This is a genomic window from Bradyrhizobium sp. IC4060, from assembly GCF_020193715.1.
Lineage (GTDB): Bacteria > Pseudomonadota > Alphaproteobacteria > Rhizobiales > Xanthobacteraceae > Bradyrhizobium > Bradyrhizobium yuanmingense.
On record NZ_JADYVJ010000021.1, the window covers coordinates 1 to 16,507 of the forward strand.

Consider the following 16,507-nt stretch of genomic DNA (forward strand, 5'->3'; position numbering starts at 1 on the left):
CCGGACTACATGGTGCCATCGGCGTTCGTGCGGCTGGCGGCGCTGCCGCTGACGGTGAATGGCAAGCTGGACCGCAAGGCGCTGGCTGCGCCGGACGATGAGGCGTATGCGCATCGCGCCTATGAGCCGCCGCAAGGCGAGATCGAGACCACGCTGGCACAGATCTGGGCCGAGCTTCTGGGTGTTGAGCGGGTCGGACGCCACGACGACTTCTTCGAACTGGGCGGGCACTCACTGCTAGCGGTGCGGCTTCTCAGTCGAGCGCTCGATGCCGGGTTCAAGTTTACCGCCGCCGATCTCTTCCAAGCTCCTGTTCTGAAGGAACTTGCATTGAAGGTTCATTTGGAGCCACAGCCCAGTAGTCCGGGAGTGATTTGTGTTCGCGCAACCGGATCTCAGCCGCCGCTGTTCTTTGTTCCGACAGGCTTAGGAGATTGTTCCTATATCCTCAACTTGGTGGAGGAAATGGACGCGGACTGTCCAATCTATGGTCTACCGTGGCCTTCTTTCAGGGAAGTTTGTTCACCAACTCTTGAAGCGATAGCCTCGCAAGTCATTCCGGCGATCAGGGAGATACGGTCCCGGGGTCCATATCGATTTGCTGGATACTCATCAGGCGGAATATTGGCTTACGCCATAGCCGAGCACTTACTGAGCCTCAATGAAACTGTCTCATTTATGGCGTTCATTGATGTTAGGCTACCCGCAAAGCCAGCCGGCATGACGCCCACCCAGATGGTATGCGAAGTGGTGCTGGAAACTCTTGAACCCCTTGAGGACGAGCACTTTAAACTATTAAAGCGCTTTGCACGGCACAGTTCAATTGCTCAACTAATTGAGAAGGCTCATCAAATAGGAGCTATACCTCCGGATCACAATGATGCTTTGATGTACGAGAGAATTGAGCAGTTTCAAAGCGCGCTGCAGCTATATCGGGCTCCGTCGCTGCCAATTGAGGTACATCAGTTTTACGCGACGGATTCTTCCGTAAGTTGTCGCGCACGACTAGACAAGAGCTCAATAGCTCCAGAGATGAGCTCGCCGATGCGAGGCTGGGACAGGGTTTTGAGTGCAGCGGCCATTGATACCACACCGATTCCAGGCAATCACGCGACGATGATGAACACTCCAGAAAACCGCAAAGTCCTGGCACGCTCGTTATCAAGAGCCTTAAATAGCTCACCGACGTGATCTGAGGCCGCCGGCGAACTGGACCATTTTTGGTTAGAGTTTTTCGCGATTTCCCCGGCCGGGAGGAGCGAAGAACGATGAAGGCTCGAAGTTTTCGGGCGCCCAGAAGGCGTTCATTTTGAAGCTCCACTGAAAGTCCTTGAAGCGGCGTGCGGGTTGATCGGTCCTCTCGGCCGTAGCCTGGGCCGCCGTCAGTTCGTCCGCGATCATGGCGAGTAGCCGCGTGTTGCGGGCGAACCCGAACAGATAATCCACGTGGTTGTCCTCGCACCACGCCATCAGCGGCTCGCGCGCAAAGGTATATCGCTTCGCGCTTATTTCGGCGTTAACCAGTTGGCGGACCAGCTTGAGATACTTGCGCAGGAGCCGGCTGCGATCTTGCGGCGGCGTCTCACCGACCATGCGAGCTTCGCAGGATGGACGCACCGATTCCCTTAAGGAGCTTCAGTCGCAAGCAACCGAGGGCGCGTTGTCGTGCTTGAGGTGTCGCTTTCGGACATTGTAACTCACGAGCCAGATCACGCCGACCGCGATCGGCACGAAGGCTGCGGTCAGGAACGAGGGCTCTACTCGCAGTCCGACGTCATGCGCGCCCTTGGCAAGATAGCTAAACAAGCTGACCACATAATATCCTATCGCCCCGACCGACAATCCTTCGACCGTGCACTGCAGCCGAAGTTGCTGTCTCGCGCGCTCGTTGATAGCCTGCAACAGGTCACGATGTTGTCGTTCGATTTCGACGTCGACACGGGTTCGCAACAGATCGGCGGCACGCGCGAGCTTGACCGACAGAGCTGCCTGACGATCCTCTACGGTCGCGCAGGTTCGCATTGCGGGCGCCATGCGGCGCGCCAGAAACGACGACCAGGTTGGATAGCCCGAGACATCGTTGCCTTCAATGATGGACAGTCGCGATTGGACCAGCTCGTTGTAGGCCCTGCTGGCGCCGAAGCGAAACAGGCTGCCGGTCGCGCCTTTTTCGAAGGAGGCGGCCAGCGCCGTCAGCTCAGCAAGAAGATGGTTGTTGAACTGCAGCCCCTCACCGCTTTGCATTTTTTCGAGCGCCTCAACAAGCCGGCGATCGATGCGATCAACGGAAGGTGCAAGCTCAAGGGCCGCCGACAGGCCAAGCAGCGCCAGTGGACGGTAGGTCTCGATCTCCAGGAGCCGTTGCACCAGCGCTCCGAGATCGTGCGACGTCAATCCGAGGTCGCAGACGAGGATTTTCGTAAAGCCTTTTTCGTCTACGCGGAAGTCTGAGGCGGCAACGCCTGCGCCGCTCTTTGTGGCAACCATGGCCAGGCTGTTCTTGTCAAAAACCTGTTCGGCGCGCCTGGTCGGCGAGGCGTCCTGCTCCACTTCTAGCCTGATCGCGACCAGCAACTGTCCGGTCTGACGCAACGCGCGGATCAGCGATCGGACGGTACCATCAACTTTGTCAAATCGGTCTGCGGTGGAAGCATTTGTGTTACTCCAGATCCAGGTGAATGTTGTGAATTCCGAATGCTGCTCCCAGCGTAGCATAGCGGGCCCGATGACAATCTGATGAAGTTTCGCCGATTGCTCAGGTGGCGGAAGATTGCGCTCGAGGCAAAAATCGATAAAGCGGCAGCGATCGCTTGTGGCCGCCTCACCCTGCGCAAGAAAAGCCAAGTGGATCACGCTGAATGGCGAAACAAGGCGCGTAAAAGGGCGCGCGTGCACTTCGCCGAGCACGGCGTCGCGTTGCGGATGTGGCGTGAAGGTTCGCAGATCCAATTCATCGACCATGTATTGACGCCTCTCTTCAGGGTGAGCAAGCAACCGTCAGCCGCGCGAGGCCGTGGCAAGCAGGAGCGTCCTCCGTTCCGCCAGCGGGGTGCAGACAGGCGACCTCCGGTGCGGCAACCACATTGTCGATTGACAGATCGAGGCCCAAACACGACTCCCATCTTGCTGCCGCCGCGCCCTGACGCGGAGAGGCGGTGCAGGATTTGGGCCAGCACTGTAGAAGGGGCATGCTCGTGTCCTTTGGCGCAATGTGGCTTTCGAAGACAGTTGGAGGCAGGTTTTAGACATGAAGCGCGCTTGTATTCTGACAGGATGCGTACGGGGCGCAGGCCACAGGAAATTGCCTGCTTCGCACCGTGATCGCTCGCCAAGCGGCTACATTATCTGAGACGCCATGCTGTGGACGGATTTGCCCATGCAGAGGCGGCGACTGACCGCGCCCGGACCAGGCGGGCAAGGCTTGGCCGATGGGCTGATAATGTTCCGTCGCGTGAGGTTGACGTGATCACGCAGCCGGAGCGCACGCCGTCATCGTTTTTTGAGGTGACATTCAGGGCAGTGCAGCGCCGCGGCTCGACCGCAGTGAGGCAGATACGTGGTGAATGTCGTGAGCGATCGACCGAATAGCGGCGGATCACAAGTACGGCCGACTCGACTTGGCGGGCGTATTGCTCGAGTGCGGTCGCGGAGGTTTTGATTCGTCGTAGCCATCCGGCCGAGATCCGGTTTCGCGCCGGTCTTTGCGGGACGCGAGGATCGCCACGTTCTCGTTGATGTCAACTCTGTTTCGGATCGAGCGCACGAAGTGGCCTCTTCGATCGGTGGATCTGGCCGAAGGCGCAACAGAGGCGTCACAACGTTCATCCCCTGCCGCCTGCGCCGTCATTCCTCGAGAAACAAGAAAGTTACTCCTTTGCTGTCGAGCCCCTGCGGGGTGCGCCGTCGATCGCCTCCGGCCTGTCGATCACCATCGAGGCCGCAAAGTGCGGGCTCGGAAAACAGAGGCCAAGAAGGACTACCATGGCGACCATCGGCACCTTCAAGACGACCGGCAACAACAAGTCCGGGCGCTCTATCTGCCAAATGAATGGACGGACGACCCCGCTCGCCTGAAAGCGGCGCATGTCCCGATCGATGCGGGCTTTGCGACGGAGCCGCAGATCGCGCGTCGAATGGTCGCTCGCGCCGTCGCCGCAAAGGTGCCGTTCTCGTTCGCGGCCGCGGACAGCGTGTATGGCACGGGTGAGATCGAAACCCTGCTGCGCAAGGCGGGAAAAGGCTATGATCTGGAGTTCTTACAATCACGTGTTCGTTCCTGGGGCAAGCAGCAGCCTGTCGCCGGCACCGCCTCCGCGATCGCGCAGAGCCTTCCCAAGAAGGCCTGGCACCGCTCGGCGTCCGGCGAAGGGACCAAAGGTCCGCGCTGGCCGGTGGTCCGGCGATTCGCCGGTAGGGTCGGGTTGTTGACACCAACCTGATTCGAGGAACTACCGATGCCCGACGAGATGATGAACCTCGGACGCTCGTGGAGAAGACCCCTGATGCGGATCTGCGGCGGGAGATGATCGGCTTGCCGCCCAGCTACTGATGGAGCTGGAAGTGCAAGGCCAGACCGGAGCGGCCTACGGCCAGGAGGATCCCGAGCGGCTGGCGCAGCGCAACCGCTAGGAGAGGTGGACTTCGTTTTCCGTAATAGCTAGCGCCGACATCGGAGTGGCTTCCGGCGAACCACACCTGCTGCAGCCAATCCGCATGCTTGAAATTCGCGCAAGGGCTGCCCCGCATTCTCAGCGCGAGAGCAGGCCTTTGTCGGGCACTTGCTGGGCCGGTTGTCGACATTAAGACTCAATGCCAGAAACCTGACACTACGCGCCGCTACGAAGTGTCTGCTGAGCCTGCGAATTCACTTCGGCACGCGATTTGCTCTGTTCACGGCATCGTCGCCAATCGCACTGCGATGGTCTTCGGGGACCGACCGCCGCGTTCGCGTCTGGTCCCCTCCGACGGTTTGCTGTGGCAGTGACTTGGCGCTCGGTTGTTGACTGAGAAATGCAGGCAAGTGTTGGATGCGATCTAGAGTGCTTCTTTTGGAAGCCGCAACAATTGGGCCCGTCGCAAGCGGTGCAACCAAAACGGCGAACCTTGAGCCCGGAGTGAAACTACCACCGGCGGTGTGGGACTGGTCCGGGGGCTATATTGGCGGACAGGTACGGTCGAACCTCCTTCACCAATCCCTGCGGTCAGTCGATCTATGGCGATGCCGACAGGTTCGATGTCACCCGGCACAACCCGCACCTGTCGATTGGCCACGGGCCGCATTTCTGCTTGGGCGCTGCGCTGGCCCGCCTGCAATTGCGATGCGCCGTCCCCGCGCTGTTCGTGCGACTGGAGGATCTAGCGCTGATCATCGCCGCGGAGGACGTCGTCTACATGCCGTTTTACGTCATTCGCTGCCCGCAGCGCCTGCCGGTCACCTTCCGCCCTTCCATCGCTCAGAGAGTGAAGTGCCACCATGTCCGTGCAACCCTTGCCGACGCTGCCGATGTGGCGCGTCGATCACATCGAGCCCTCGCCCGAGATGTTGGCGCTATGCGCCAACGGTCCGATCCACCGCGTGCGCTTCCCGTCCGGGCACGAAGGCTGGTGGGTGACAGGCTACGACGAGGTGAAGGCGGTGCTGTGTGACGCGGCGTTCCGGCCCGCGGGAATGCCGCCGGCGGCATTCACCCCAGATTCGGTGATTCTCGGTTCGCCGGGCTGGCTGGTCTCGCACGAGGGGGGCGAGCATGCCCGGTTACGCACGATCGTGGCACCGGCCTTCAGCAACCACAGGGTGAAGCTGCTCGCCCAGCATGTCGAGGCGATCGCCGCGCAGTTGTTCGAGACGTTGGCGGCCCAGCCCCAGCCCGCCGACCTGCGGCGCCACCTCTCATTTCCCCTTCCGGCCATGGTCATCAGCGCGCTGATGGGCGTGCTCTACGAGGATCACGCCTTGTTCGCCGGGCTGTCCGACGAGGTGATGACGCACCAGCATGAAAGCGGCCCGCGCAGCGCGTCGCGCCTGGCTTGGGAAGAACTGCGCGCCTACATTCGCGGCAAGATGCGGGACAAGCGCCAGGATCCGGGCGACAACCTGCTAACGGATCTGCTCGCGGCGGTTGACCAGGGCAAGGCGACCGAGGAAGAGGCGATCGGCCTGGCGGCGGGCATGCTGGTGGCAGGCCACGAGAGCACCGTCGCGCAGATCGAATTCGGCCTGCTGGCCATGTTCCGCCATCCGCAACAGCGCGAACGCCTGGTCGGCGATCCATCGCTGGTGGACAAGGCGGTGGAGGAAATCCTGCGTATGTACCCGCCGGGCGCGGGCTGGGACGGCATCATGCGCTATCCGAGGACCGATGTGACCATCGCGGGCGTGCATATTCCCCCGGAAAGCAAGGTGCTGGTCGGCCTGCCGGCGACGTCGTTCGATACGCGCCATTTCGTCGACCCGGAAATCTTCGACATCGGACGCGACGGAGAGCCGCACCTGGCGTTCTCTTCCGGGTCTCACTCCTGCATCGGCGCGGCGCTGGCCAGGCTGGAACTCAAGGTGGTGTTCGGTTCGATCTTCCAGCGCTTTCCCGCGCTGCGCTTAGCCGTGTCGCCCGAAGAATTGAAGTTGCGCAAGGAAATCATCACTGGTGGGTTCGAGGAATTCCCGGTGCTCTGGTGATGCGCCGCGGATCGCGATCTTCTCCGCAACTGTCGGCGCGCCTGGCGCGCGCCCGTCAGATCAGCCAGCCAACAGGTAACCATCAACGTGCAAGAAACCACGGCAGCATGCCGGGACGCCTTCGCCGAACTGGCGTCGCCAACCCGCATCCACGACCCGTATCCGTTCATGCGGTGGTTGCGCGAGCACGATCCGGTGCATCGCGCGGCGTCGGGCCTCTTTCTGTTGAGCCGCCACGCCGATATCTCCTGGGTGTTCAAGGCCACGGGCGATGCGTTTCGGGGACCGGCGCCTGGCGAACTGGCGCGCCATTTCCCGCGTGCGGCGAGAAGCCTGTCGCTCAATCTGCTGGCGTCCACGCTTGCGATGAAGGACCCACCGACGCATACGCGTCTGCGCCGGCTGATCTCGCGCGATTTCACCATGCGCCAGATCGACAACCTGCGGCCGAGCATAGCGCGCATCGTCGCTGCGCGACTGGACGGCATGGCGCCCGCGCTGGAGCGCGGGGAGGCGGTGGACCTGCATCGGGAATTCGCGCTGACCTTGCCCATGTTGGTCTTCGCCGAACTGTTTGGCATGCCCCAGGACGACATTTTCGGGCTCGCCGCCGGCATCGGCGGCATTCTGGAAGGCCTGAGCCCGCACGCCAGCGATCCCCAACTCACCGCGGCGGACGCGGCCAGTGCCAGAGTGCAGGCCTACTTCAGCTGCCTCATACAGCGCAAGCGCACCGATCCCCGCCACGACATCGTGTCGATGCTGGTCGGCGCACATGATGATGATGCCGACACGCTGTCGGATGCCGAGTTGGTCAGCATGTTGTGGGGCATGCTGCTGGGCGGCTTCGCCACCACTGCTGCGACCATCGACCATGCGGTCCTGGCGATGCTGGCGTATCCCGAACAGCGGCACTGGCTGCAGGCAGACGCCGCGGGGGTGAAGGCATTCGTCGAAGAAGTCCTGCGCTGCGACGCGCCCGCGATGTTCAGCTCCATTCCGCGTATCGCCCAGCGTGACATCGAACTGGGCGGCGTGGTGATCCCGAAGAACGCGGACGTGCGCGTGCTGATCGCGTCCGGCAATCGCGACCCGGACGCCTTCGCCGATCCCGATCGCTTCGATCCCGCGCGGTTCTACGGCACCAGTCCAGGCATGTCGACCGACGGGAAGATCATGCTGAGCTTCGGCCACGGCATTCACTTCTGCCTCGGTGCGCAACTGGCCCGGGTGCAGTTGGCCGAGAGCCTGCCGCGGATCCAGGCCCGCTTCCCCACGCTGGCATTGGCCGAGCAGCCGACCCGGGAGCCCTCGGCATTCCTTCGGACGTTCCGCGCGCTGCCGGTGCGGCTGCATGCGCACGGGAGCTGAGATGCGCGTCACGGTCGACCAGGATCTGTGCGGAACCAGCGGGCAGTGCGTGCTGACGCTGCCGGGCACCTTTCGCCAGCGCGAACCGGACGGCGTGGCCGAAGTGTGCGTGGCGAGGGTCCCGCAGGCGCTGCACGCCGCCGTGCGGCTCGCGGCCAGCCAGTGCCCGGTCGCCGCCATTCGGGTCATCGAAAGCGACTTTGGCGATGGCGAGCGCGCCGGCGCCGACCCTGCGCCTTCTCCAGCGGAGGCCGAGCGGCATGCCGCGAAAGACCAGCACAATCTAGGATGACACGATGGGACGGTTTGAAGGCAAAGTGGCCGTGGTGACCGGCGCCGGCGCCGGCATCGGCAAGGCATGCGCCCTCGCCATCGCGCGCGAGGGCGGCAGAGTGGTGGTGGCCGACATTGAGGGCTCGGCGGCTATCGCCTGCACCGCGCAGATCGCGGCCGAAGCGGGCCACGCGCTCGCCCTGGCGATCGACATCGCCGATGCGCAGGCGGTGGCAGCGCTGTTCGAGACGGCGGAGCGGCACTTTGGTGGGGTCGACCTGCTGGTGAACAACGCGAGCGCGATGCATCTGACCCCGCGCGACCGCGCGATCCTTGAGCTGGACCTAGCGGTCTGGGATCAGACCATGGCGACCAATCTGCGTGGCACGCTGCTCTGCTGCCGGCAGGCCATCCCCCGGATGATCGCCCGCGGCGGTGGCGCGGTCGTCAACATGTCGTCGTGCCAGGGGCTCAGCGGTGACACCGCGCTGACATCCTACGCCGCGTCGAAGGCGGCGATGAACATGCTGTCGGCCTCACTCGCCACCCAGTACGGTCATGCGCAGATCCGCTGCAATGCGGTTGCGCCGGGTCTCATCATGACTGAGCGACTCCTCGCCAAGCTGGACGCGTGCATGCAACTGCATCTGCGGCGCCACCAGCTCCTGCCGCGCGTCGGCCGCCCCGAGGACGTGGCCGCGCTGGTGGCGTTCCTGCTCTCCGACGATGCTGCGTTCATCACCGGCCAGGTCGTGTGCATCGATGGCGGCATGCTGGCGCATGTGCCGACATACGCCGACGGTGGCAACAGCCGCGCCGCGCGGCCTGCCGGCGAGACCGCCGAAGCGGACGCGGCGCCGCGCTGCTGATGGACATGCTGCTCAACCCGCTGAACCGTCGGCATCGGCTGCGGCACGACATCCCGGTCGTGCCCGGCGCTTTCCCGCTGGTCGGGCATCTTCCCGCCATCGCCAGAGACCTGCCGCGCCTGCTGCGGCGCGCGGAACGGAGGCTGGGTAGCCAGTTCTGGCTGGATTTTGGCCCTGTCGGCCACCTGATGACCTGCATGGATCCGGATGCTCTCGCACTGCTCCGGCACAAGGACGTGTCCTCGGCGCTGATCGAAGACATCGCGCCCGAATTGTTTGGCGGAACGTTGGTCGCCCAGGACGGCATCGCGCACCGGCAGGCGCGCGATGCGATCCAGGCGGCGCTTCTGCCCAAGGGGCTGACACAGGCCGGCATCGGCGAGCTGTTCGCGCCTGTCATCCGGGCGCGCGTGCAGAGGTGGCGCGACCAGGGCGACGTCACCATCCTGCGCGAAACCGGCGATCTGATGCTCAAGCTCATCTTCAGTCTCATGGGAATCCCCGCGCAGGACCTGCCGGGATGGCATCGCAAGTACCGGCAACTGCTGCACTTGATCATCGCGCCCCCGGTCGACCTGCCCGGACTGCCCTTGCGGCGCGGCCGTGCCGCCCGCGACTGGATCGATGCGCGGTTGCGCGAGTTCGTCCGCGCCGCGCGCGAACATGCCTCGCGCACCGGGTTGATCAACGACATGGTGAGCGCCTTCGATCGCAGCGACGATGCGCTTTCCGATGACGTTCTGGTCGCCAATATCCGCTTGCTGCTGCTTGGTGGTCACGACACCACCGCCTCGACGATGGCCTGGATGGTGATCGAGCTAGCGCGGCAGCCTGGGTTGTGGGACGCCCTGGTCGAGGAGGCGCAACGCGTAGGCGGGGTGCCGACCCGGCACGCGGACCTGGTGCAGTGTCCGGTCGCCGAGGCGCTGTTCCGCGAGACGCTGCGCGTGCATCCGCCGACGCCGCTCCTAGTGCGTCGCGCACTGCGTGAATTGCGACTCGGCCAACGGCGCATTCCTGCGGGCACCGATCTGTGCATCCCGCTGCTGCATTTCTCGACCTCGGCGCTGCTGCACGAGGCGCCCGATCAGTTTCGGCTGGCGCGGTGGCTGCAACGCACCGAACCCATCCGGCCGGTGGACATGCTGCAGTTCGGTACCGGCCCACACGTCTGCATGGGCTACCACCTGGCATGGCTGGAACTGGTGCAGTTCTGTATCGCCTTGGCGCTGACCATGCACGAGGCCGGGGTGCGACCGCGGTTGCTGAGCGGCGTCGAAAAAGGCCGGCGCTATTACCCGACCGCACATCCGTCCATGACTATCCGCATCGGATTCTCATGAGCTGGCATCGCATGCCCCGTGTGGTGAGGCAGCGGCGCCGGCGACGCGCGGCATTGCTGCACTCGGCCCGCGCGCTCGGTGCGAGGCCCGCAACACCGCGGCGGCTCGCCGCTCGCCGTGGCCGTCTCCTGGCAGGTACAAGGACATGAACAACATGCAGACCGGTTCCACGCCAAACGACGACCGAGCTGGCGTTTCCGCGAACGGCGGATTGGGCGCGCAGGCGCGCGGCGCATCCGGCAGGCTGCTGCCCGAGATCTGGATGCAGGACGGCGCAAAGCGGGTCGAACAGGCGCTGGCGCGTCTTCTCTGCGCCGAAGACGACGGTGAGACCGAGCTGATGGCGGCGATGCGCTACGCCACCTTGCATGGCGGCAAGCGCACGCGCGCCTTGCTCTGTTTGGCTGCCGGCGCACTGGCCGACACGCCGGCGCACATCCTCGACGACGTCGGTGCCGCCATCGAGATGATGCACGCCTGTACGTTGGTCCACGACGATCTGCCCGCGATGGACGACGACGTGCTTCGCCGCGGCCTTCCGACCGTGCACGTCAAGTTCGGCGAAGCCACCGCGATCCTGGTCGGCGATGCGCTGCAGGCGCACGCCTTCCTGACCCTGGCGAGCCTGGATGCGCCGGGCGACAACCGTATCGCGCTCGTGCGCGAACTGGCGCAGGCGGTGTCCGCCGAGGGTGCCGCGGGCGGGCAGGCCATGGATCTGTCGCTGGTTGGAAAGCACGTCGAGCTGGACAGGATCCTGGTGATGCACCGGATGAAGTGCGGAGCGCTAGTGCGCGCATCCGTTCGCATGGGCGCGCTATGCGCCATCGCGGAGGATGCCGCGCACGCTGCGCTGTACTGTGCGCTCGATCGCTACAGCGCCTGTTTCGGCCTGGCGTTGCAGGTGATCGACGACATTCTCGACGCGACAGCGGATACCGCGACGCTGGGCAAGACCCCCGGCAAGGACGCGGCGGCGCGGAAGCCGACCTGCGCGTCGATCATGGGGCTGCAGGCAGCGCGCCAGTTCGTGCTGGATCTGTTGCGCGACGCGGGGGAGGCCGTCGCCCCGTTGGGGCCGCGTGCGGAACGGTTGGCGCAGATCCTGCAGCGGGCCAACGCGTATCTGTTCAAGCACGCGCCATGCGCATGAGCGCACCCGTCCGCATGGCGTCGGCCCTGTGCCGCTGCGATCGGCCGGCGGCAGCGGTGCATGCTGCACTGTGTCCGAGTCCGCGGCGCCGATCGCAGCGGTTGCCCAGCACGGCCGCGACGGGCCTGCGGCGACGTGCGCGGCGTCTGCCCGATCTGGTTCCCGTCAACCGTCTGCAGAAGGAACATCCCGCGTGAACGCGCTGGCTGAACAGATCCTTTCCGAATTGCGCCACCTGCTAAGCGAGATGCGCGATGGCGGCAGCGTCGGTCCATCCGTCTACGACACGGCGCGAGCTCTGCAGTTCCACGGCAACGTCACCGGTCGGCAGGACGCATACGCGTGGCTCATCGCGCAGCAACAGGCCGATGGCGGATGGGGAAGCGCGGACTTCCCGCTGTTCCGTCATGCGCCGACGTGGGCGGCGTTGCTGGCTTTGCAGCGTGTCGACTCTCTTCCCGGCGCTGCCGACGCTGTCCAGGCTGCAACGCGGTTCCTCCAGCGCCAGCCCGATCCCTATGCGCATGCGGTGCCGGACGACGCGCCGATCGGCGCGGAGCTCATCCTGCCGCGGTTTTGCGACGAGGCCACATCCTTGCCGGGCGGCGAGGCGTTTCCGCGCCACCCGGCGCTGTTGCCGTTGCGGCAAGCGCGGGTCAAGCTGGGGGCCGTGGCGACGTTGCCGAGCGGCCATCCGTTGCTGCACTCCTGGGAAGCCTGGGGGGCGTCGCCGACCACCGCATGGCCAGATGATGACGGCAGCATCGGCATCAGTCCGGCGGCCACCGCCGCGTGGCGTGCGCACGCCGTGACACAGGGGAGCACGCCGCAGGTCGGGCGCGCCGACGCGTATCTGCAGGCGGCATCGCGAGCGACGCGCAGCGGCATCGAAGGTGTCGTTCCCAACGTCTGGCCGATCAATGTGTTCGAGCCATGCTGGTCGCTGTACACCTTGCATCTGGCCGGTCTGTTCGCGCATCCCGCGCTCGCCGGGGCGGTGCGCGTGATCGTCGCGCAGCTCGATGCCTGCCTGGGCGTGCGCGGTCTGGGCCCGGCCGTGCACTTCGCGGCAGATGCGGACGACACCGCCGTTGCGTTGTGCGTCCTGCGCCTTGCAGGCCGCGCCCGGGCGTTCGATGCGTTGCGCCATTTCGAAATCGGCGAGCTGTTCGTCACCTTCCCCGGCGAGCGCAATGCCTCGGTGTCGACCAACATCCATGCCCTGCATGCGTTGCGACTGTTGGGAAAGCCCGCCGCCGGCACCAGCGCCTACGTCGAGGCCAATCGCAACCCGCACGGTCTCTGGGACAACGAAAAATGGCACGTTTCGTGGCTGTATCCCACCGCGCATGCGGTCGCAGCGCTGGCGCAAGGCAAGCCGCGGTGGCGCGACGAGCGCGCGCTGGCGGCGCTGCTGCAGGCGCAGCGCGACGACGGCGGCTGGGGCGCCGGTCGCGCGTCCACATTCGAGGAAACTGCCTATGCGCTGTTCGCCTTGCACGTGATGGACGGGAGCGAAGAGCCGGCAGGGCGGCGGCGCATTGCGCAGGCGGTGGCGCGTGCGCTGGAGTGGATGCTCGCCCGCCATGCGGCGCATGCATTGCCGCAGACTCCGCTGTGGATCGGCAAGGAACTGTATTGCCCCACCCGGGTCGTGCGCGTGGCCGAACTCGCCGGGTTGTGGCTGGCGCTTCATTGGGGGCGGCACGTCCTGGCCGAGGGAACAGGAGCGGCGCCATGATTCAGACCGAACGCGCGCTGCAGCAGGTGCTGGAGTGGGGGCGTTCCCTGACCGGGTTCGCCGATGAGCACGCCGTGGAAGCGGTCAGGGGCGGCCAGTACATCCTGCAGCGCATCCACCCGAGCCTGCACGATATCAGCGCCCGCACCGGCCGCGATCCGCAGGACGAAACGCTGACCGTGGCGTTCTATCGCGAACTGGCGCTGCTGTTCTGGCTCGACGATTGCAACGACCTTGGCCTGATCGCGCCGGAGCAGCTCGCCGCGGTGGAGCAGGCACTGGGGCAGGGCGTGCCGTGCGCGCTCCCCGGATTCGAGGGTTGCGCTGTGCTGCGCGCTTCGCTGGCCGCGCTCGCCTACGATCGTCGCGACTATGCTCAGCTTCTCGACGATACCCGGTGCTACTGCGCGGCGCTGCGCGCTGGACACGCACAGGCGGCAGGGGCTGGACGCTGGTCCTACGCCGAGTACCTGCACAACGGCATCGATTCGATCGCCTACGCGAACGTGTTCTGTTGCCTGTCGTTGCTGTGGGGACTGGACATGGCGACCTTGCGCGTGCGTCCGGCGTTTCGCCAGGTCCTGCGGCTCATCTCCGTGATAGGGCGTCTGCAGAACGATCTGCATGGACGCGACATGGACAGCTCGGCCGGCGAAGCCGACAACGCGGCGATCCTGCTGCTGCAGCGCTATCCGGCTATGCCTGTGGTGGAGTTCCTGAACGACGAGCTGGCCGGGCATACGCGCATGCTGGATCGGGTGATAGCCAAAGAACGCTTTCCTGCGCCCTGGGCACCGTTGATCGAGGCCATGGCGACCATCCGCGCGCAGTACTACCAGACCTCGACGAGCCGCTACCGCAGCGACGCTGTGGGAGGAGGCTAATGTGCGCCGGCCTGAACGCACGGGATGCGGCGGCGTGCGCGTGCTGCCGTCGGTCCGATCCGACGCAACACCGTCGCCCGATGCGACGGATGCCCTCGTTGTCCACCATGTAATACGCAGTGGTAGAGAGTCCTTGGGAAGTGGATAGTTGGTCTATGGATTGCCGATGAAAGGGGCTGCCATCGCTCATCGCGAAATCCCAGAGATGCGGCTTCGGCAGCAGCAGAACTCCGCTTACGTTCTTGTGCGCGCTGTGGTTGGATGCCCGCAATACGCGTTGACGATAGATCTTCGATATATTCGTCCGAAGTCGACGTCAGCAGCGCAACGCCTGCCGCATTCAGGCCCATGACTCAGCTTCCGGCAGCTCGAGCCAAGCTCAAGATTTTGGCGCTTGCTCAGAAGACCGCCTCTGTGTGAGACAAGTGTCCCTGTACGCGCAATAAGAGGAACCGCGCTGTGACAGTCTCTCTTGACGGCAAAGTTCGAGACGGACGGCACTACATGCAGGTCCGTGTCTACTTTGAAGATACCGACGCCGGCCAGATTGTTTATCACGCAAATTTTTTGCGTTTCATGGAACGTGGCAGAACGAATTACTTGCGCCTGCTCGGCACCAATCAGAAGGCGCTGCTCAAGGAAACGCGGAACGATGCGCCAGGCTTCGCCTTCGTTGCCCGTTCCTCCGTCGTGCAGCAGCACCACATCCGGCAATCTCCAGCATGGTGATCAGCGAGCGGTTGGTGTGCCCTTGAACTCCGCCAGATCGGCCGCCCAACCGCACATCGACTCACTATCCATTCTAGCCGATCACGTATGGAAGGCGCGACCGTCAGACTTTTATCTCACGGAGACCACCACCATGATCATCTTCGGACCACTGCTTGCCTCGTCGGCATCGGCTTTTTCTGCTGGCTGCTGTTTACGCTCGCTGTCTTCGCACTGCCCTTCTTCGTTGGCCTGACGATCGGCACCTGGACCTTCCACACCGGCGCCGGAGTGCTCGGTGGCGCAGTAGCAAGGCTCATGGCGGGCGGTGCAACCATTTGCATTGGCCAACTCGCGCTCGCCTTCCTCCCATGGACTTGGCTTAGAATCTTGATCATCCTCATCTATGTCGCGCCTGCTACCTTCGCCGCTTACAGCGCGACGCACGGAATCGCCCAGATGGGGATATCTTCACCCCCGTGGCAGACGGTTTTCGCAGTCGTCGGGACTGTTGCCGTCAGCAACACGGCCTTGGTTCGCTTCACCGGGATGGCCGCAGACGAACCAGCAAGACAACGCGTGACGCGGGGCTGACATCAGTACTGGCCGGCAAGACCTAGTCAGACCGTATATTACAAAGACTTCGAAGCACTACCGGCGATCGATGTGGACGCAGACACAATCAGCATCATAGGACGCTCCAGTTCTTCGGCCAATTGCGGCACCTGCTGAATCTGCTCGCGTGTCGGGGCAAACTCCTCGACCTGCCGAATCTGAAAACCCGCGCTGATCAGCGTATTCAGGGTAGTGCCAAGCGTCCTGTGGTATTTCAGAACGCCCTTGGCGAACCAGTCCGTCCGACGTTCACCCTCGACGGAATATCGATTGACCGGCCAAGTTTTGCGGCCCTCCTCATCGGAAATCCAGTGCGCATGCGCCGCTGCCATGAAGATCGGATGCTCAATCGTAAAGACAAAATGCCCGTCAGGAACCAGTGCTTTGCGGATCACATGCACGAGGCGGCCAAAATCCTGAACATAGTGAAAGGTCAGCGCGCTGTAGGCGAGGTCGAAAGCCGTCTCAGGTAGGTCCAGCGTGTCGAGATCGGCGATGCGATACTCGATGGCCGTATCCGCTGTGTCTCTCCTGGCACGCTCGATCATGTTTTGCGACAGATCCAGACCCAGAACCGAGGCCGCGCCCTGCTCGCGCATCCAGCGCGAGGCCCAGCCGAAGCCACATCCCAGATCGACGACACGTTTGCCGCCCAGATCGGGCAGCATAGCCCGGATCGCGGGCCATTCAGGGGCGCCGTCCAGCCCATGCACCTGTCGGGGCAACTGGCCGTAGCCAGCGAAGAAATCGGGATCGTCGTAAATATTCTGCGCCATGTCTGCCTACTACTCGGCTTTTCGCTCTGCCCCGGACGGTTCCTGCAGATCAAAACAGAATTGTCGCGGTGGGCTGCGAGGCGTCATGATCCTACTCA

At 64.0% G+C, this 16,507-nt stretch carries 11 protein-coding genes and 5 pseudogenes; 13 read left to right on the top strand and 3 right to left on the bottom strand.

Annotated elements, in window-relative coordinates:
• Positions 1-1,191, top strand: a 1,191-nt coding sequence (locus I6F16_RS34590; RefSeq protein ID WP_225174429.1) for a thioesterase domain-containing protein, incomplete at its 5' end; no start/stop codon positions are given.
• 33 nt (positions 1,192-1,224) lie between these two features.
• On the opposite strand, the pseudogene I6F16_RS34595 reads toward I6F16_RS34590, so the two are convergent.
• Positions 1,225-1,488 (bottom strand): annotated as a pseudogene (locus tag I6F16_RS34595) (transposase); the annotation flags it as partial.
• A 147-nt stretch (positions 1,489-1,635) separates the two neighbouring features.
• On the bottom strand, positions 1,636-2,961 hold the full coding sequence (locus I6F16_RS34600; protein WP_036008464.1) for a DUF3422 domain-containing protein: 1,326 nt from the start codon (positions 2,959-2,961) through the stop codon (positions 1,636-1,638).
• 1,064 nt (positions 2,962-4,025) lie between these two features.
• Here I6F16_RS34600 and I6F16_RS34605 point away from each other — a divergent pair.
• From I6F16_RS34605 to I6F16_RS34670, 12 genes and pseudogenes are all read left to right on the top strand, one after another.
• Positions 4,026-4,385 (top strand): annotated as a pseudogene (locus I6F16_RS34605) (transposase); the annotation flags it as partial.
• A gap of 69 nt (positions 4,386-4,454) precedes the next feature.
• A pseudogene (locus tag I6F16_RS34610) lies at positions 4,455-4,623 on the top strand (IS256 family transposase); the annotation flags it as partial.
• Between the two features lie 850 nt (positions 4,624-5,473).
• Positions 5,474-6,676, top strand: coding sequence for a cytochrome P450 (locus I6F16_RS34625; RefSeq protein ID WP_225174430.1), 1,203 nt, complete (start codon positions 5,474-5,476; stop codon positions 6,674-6,676).
• 81 nt (positions 6,677-6,757) lie between these two features.
• Entirely contained in the window at positions 6,758-8,047 is a 1,290-nt protein-coding gene (locus tag I6F16_RS34630) for a cytochrome P450 (RefSeq protein ID WP_225174450.1), read from the top strand.
• Position 8,048: 1 nt separating this feature from the next.
• A complete protein-coding gene (locus I6F16_RS34635) occupies positions 8,049-8,339 on the top strand; it encodes a ferredoxin (protein ID WP_225133389.1) in 291 nt (96 codons plus the stop codon).
• Positions 8,340-8,343: 4 nt separating this feature from the next.
• Positions 8,344-9,189 (top strand): SDR family oxidoreductase, encoded by an 846-nt coding sequence (locus I6F16_RS34640; protein ID WP_036046362.1) that lies wholly within the window; start codon positions 8,344-8,346, stop codon positions 9,187-9,189.
• The gene (locus I6F16_RS34645) at positions 9,189-10,532 is read left to right on the top strand and encodes a cytochrome P450 (protein WP_225174431.1); all 1,344 of its coding nucleotides are present in this window, start codon (positions 9,189-9,191) and stop codon (positions 10,530-10,532) included. Before I6F16_RS34640 ends, I6F16_RS34645 begins: the two co-directional genes overlap by 1 nt.
• Positions 10,533-10,686: 154 nt before the next feature.
• Complete coding sequence (locus I6F16_RS34650; protein WP_225174451.1) at positions 10,687-11,685, top strand: polyprenyl synthetase family protein; 999 nt, start codon at positions 10,687-10,689, stop codon at positions 11,683-11,685.
• A 193-nt stretch (positions 11,686-11,878) separates the two neighbouring features.
• Positions 11,879-13,426: a hypothetical protein gene (locus I6F16_RS34655; protein ID WP_225174432.1), complete on the top strand. Its 1,548-nt coding sequence runs from the start codon at positions 11,879-11,881 to the stop codon at positions 13,424-13,426.
• Positions 13,423-14,310: a hypothetical protein gene (locus tag I6F16_RS34660; RefSeq protein ID WP_225174433.1), complete on the top strand. Its 888-nt coding sequence runs from the start codon at positions 13,423-13,425 to the stop codon at positions 14,308-14,310. The genes I6F16_RS34655 and I6F16_RS34660 overlap by 4 nt, the downstream gene beginning before the upstream one ends.
• 459 nt (positions 14,311-14,769) lie before the next feature.
• A pseudogene (locus I6F16_RS34665) lies at positions 14,770-14,994 on the top strand (4-hydroxybenzoyl-CoA thioesterase); the annotation flags it as partial.
• A 178-nt stretch (positions 14,995-15,172) separates the two neighbouring features.
• Positions 15,173-15,612 (top strand): annotated as a pseudogene (locus tag I6F16_RS34670) (hypothetical protein).
• Between the two features lie 38 nt (positions 15,613-15,650).
• On the opposite strand, the gene I6F16_RS34675 reads toward I6F16_RS34670, so the two are convergent.
• A complete protein-coding gene (locus I6F16_RS34675) occupies positions 15,651-16,409 on the bottom strand; it encodes a class I SAM-dependent methyltransferase (RefSeq protein ID WP_050992071.1) in 759 nt (252 codons plus the stop codon).
• Between the last annotated feature and the right edge of the window lie 98 nt (positions 16,410-16,507).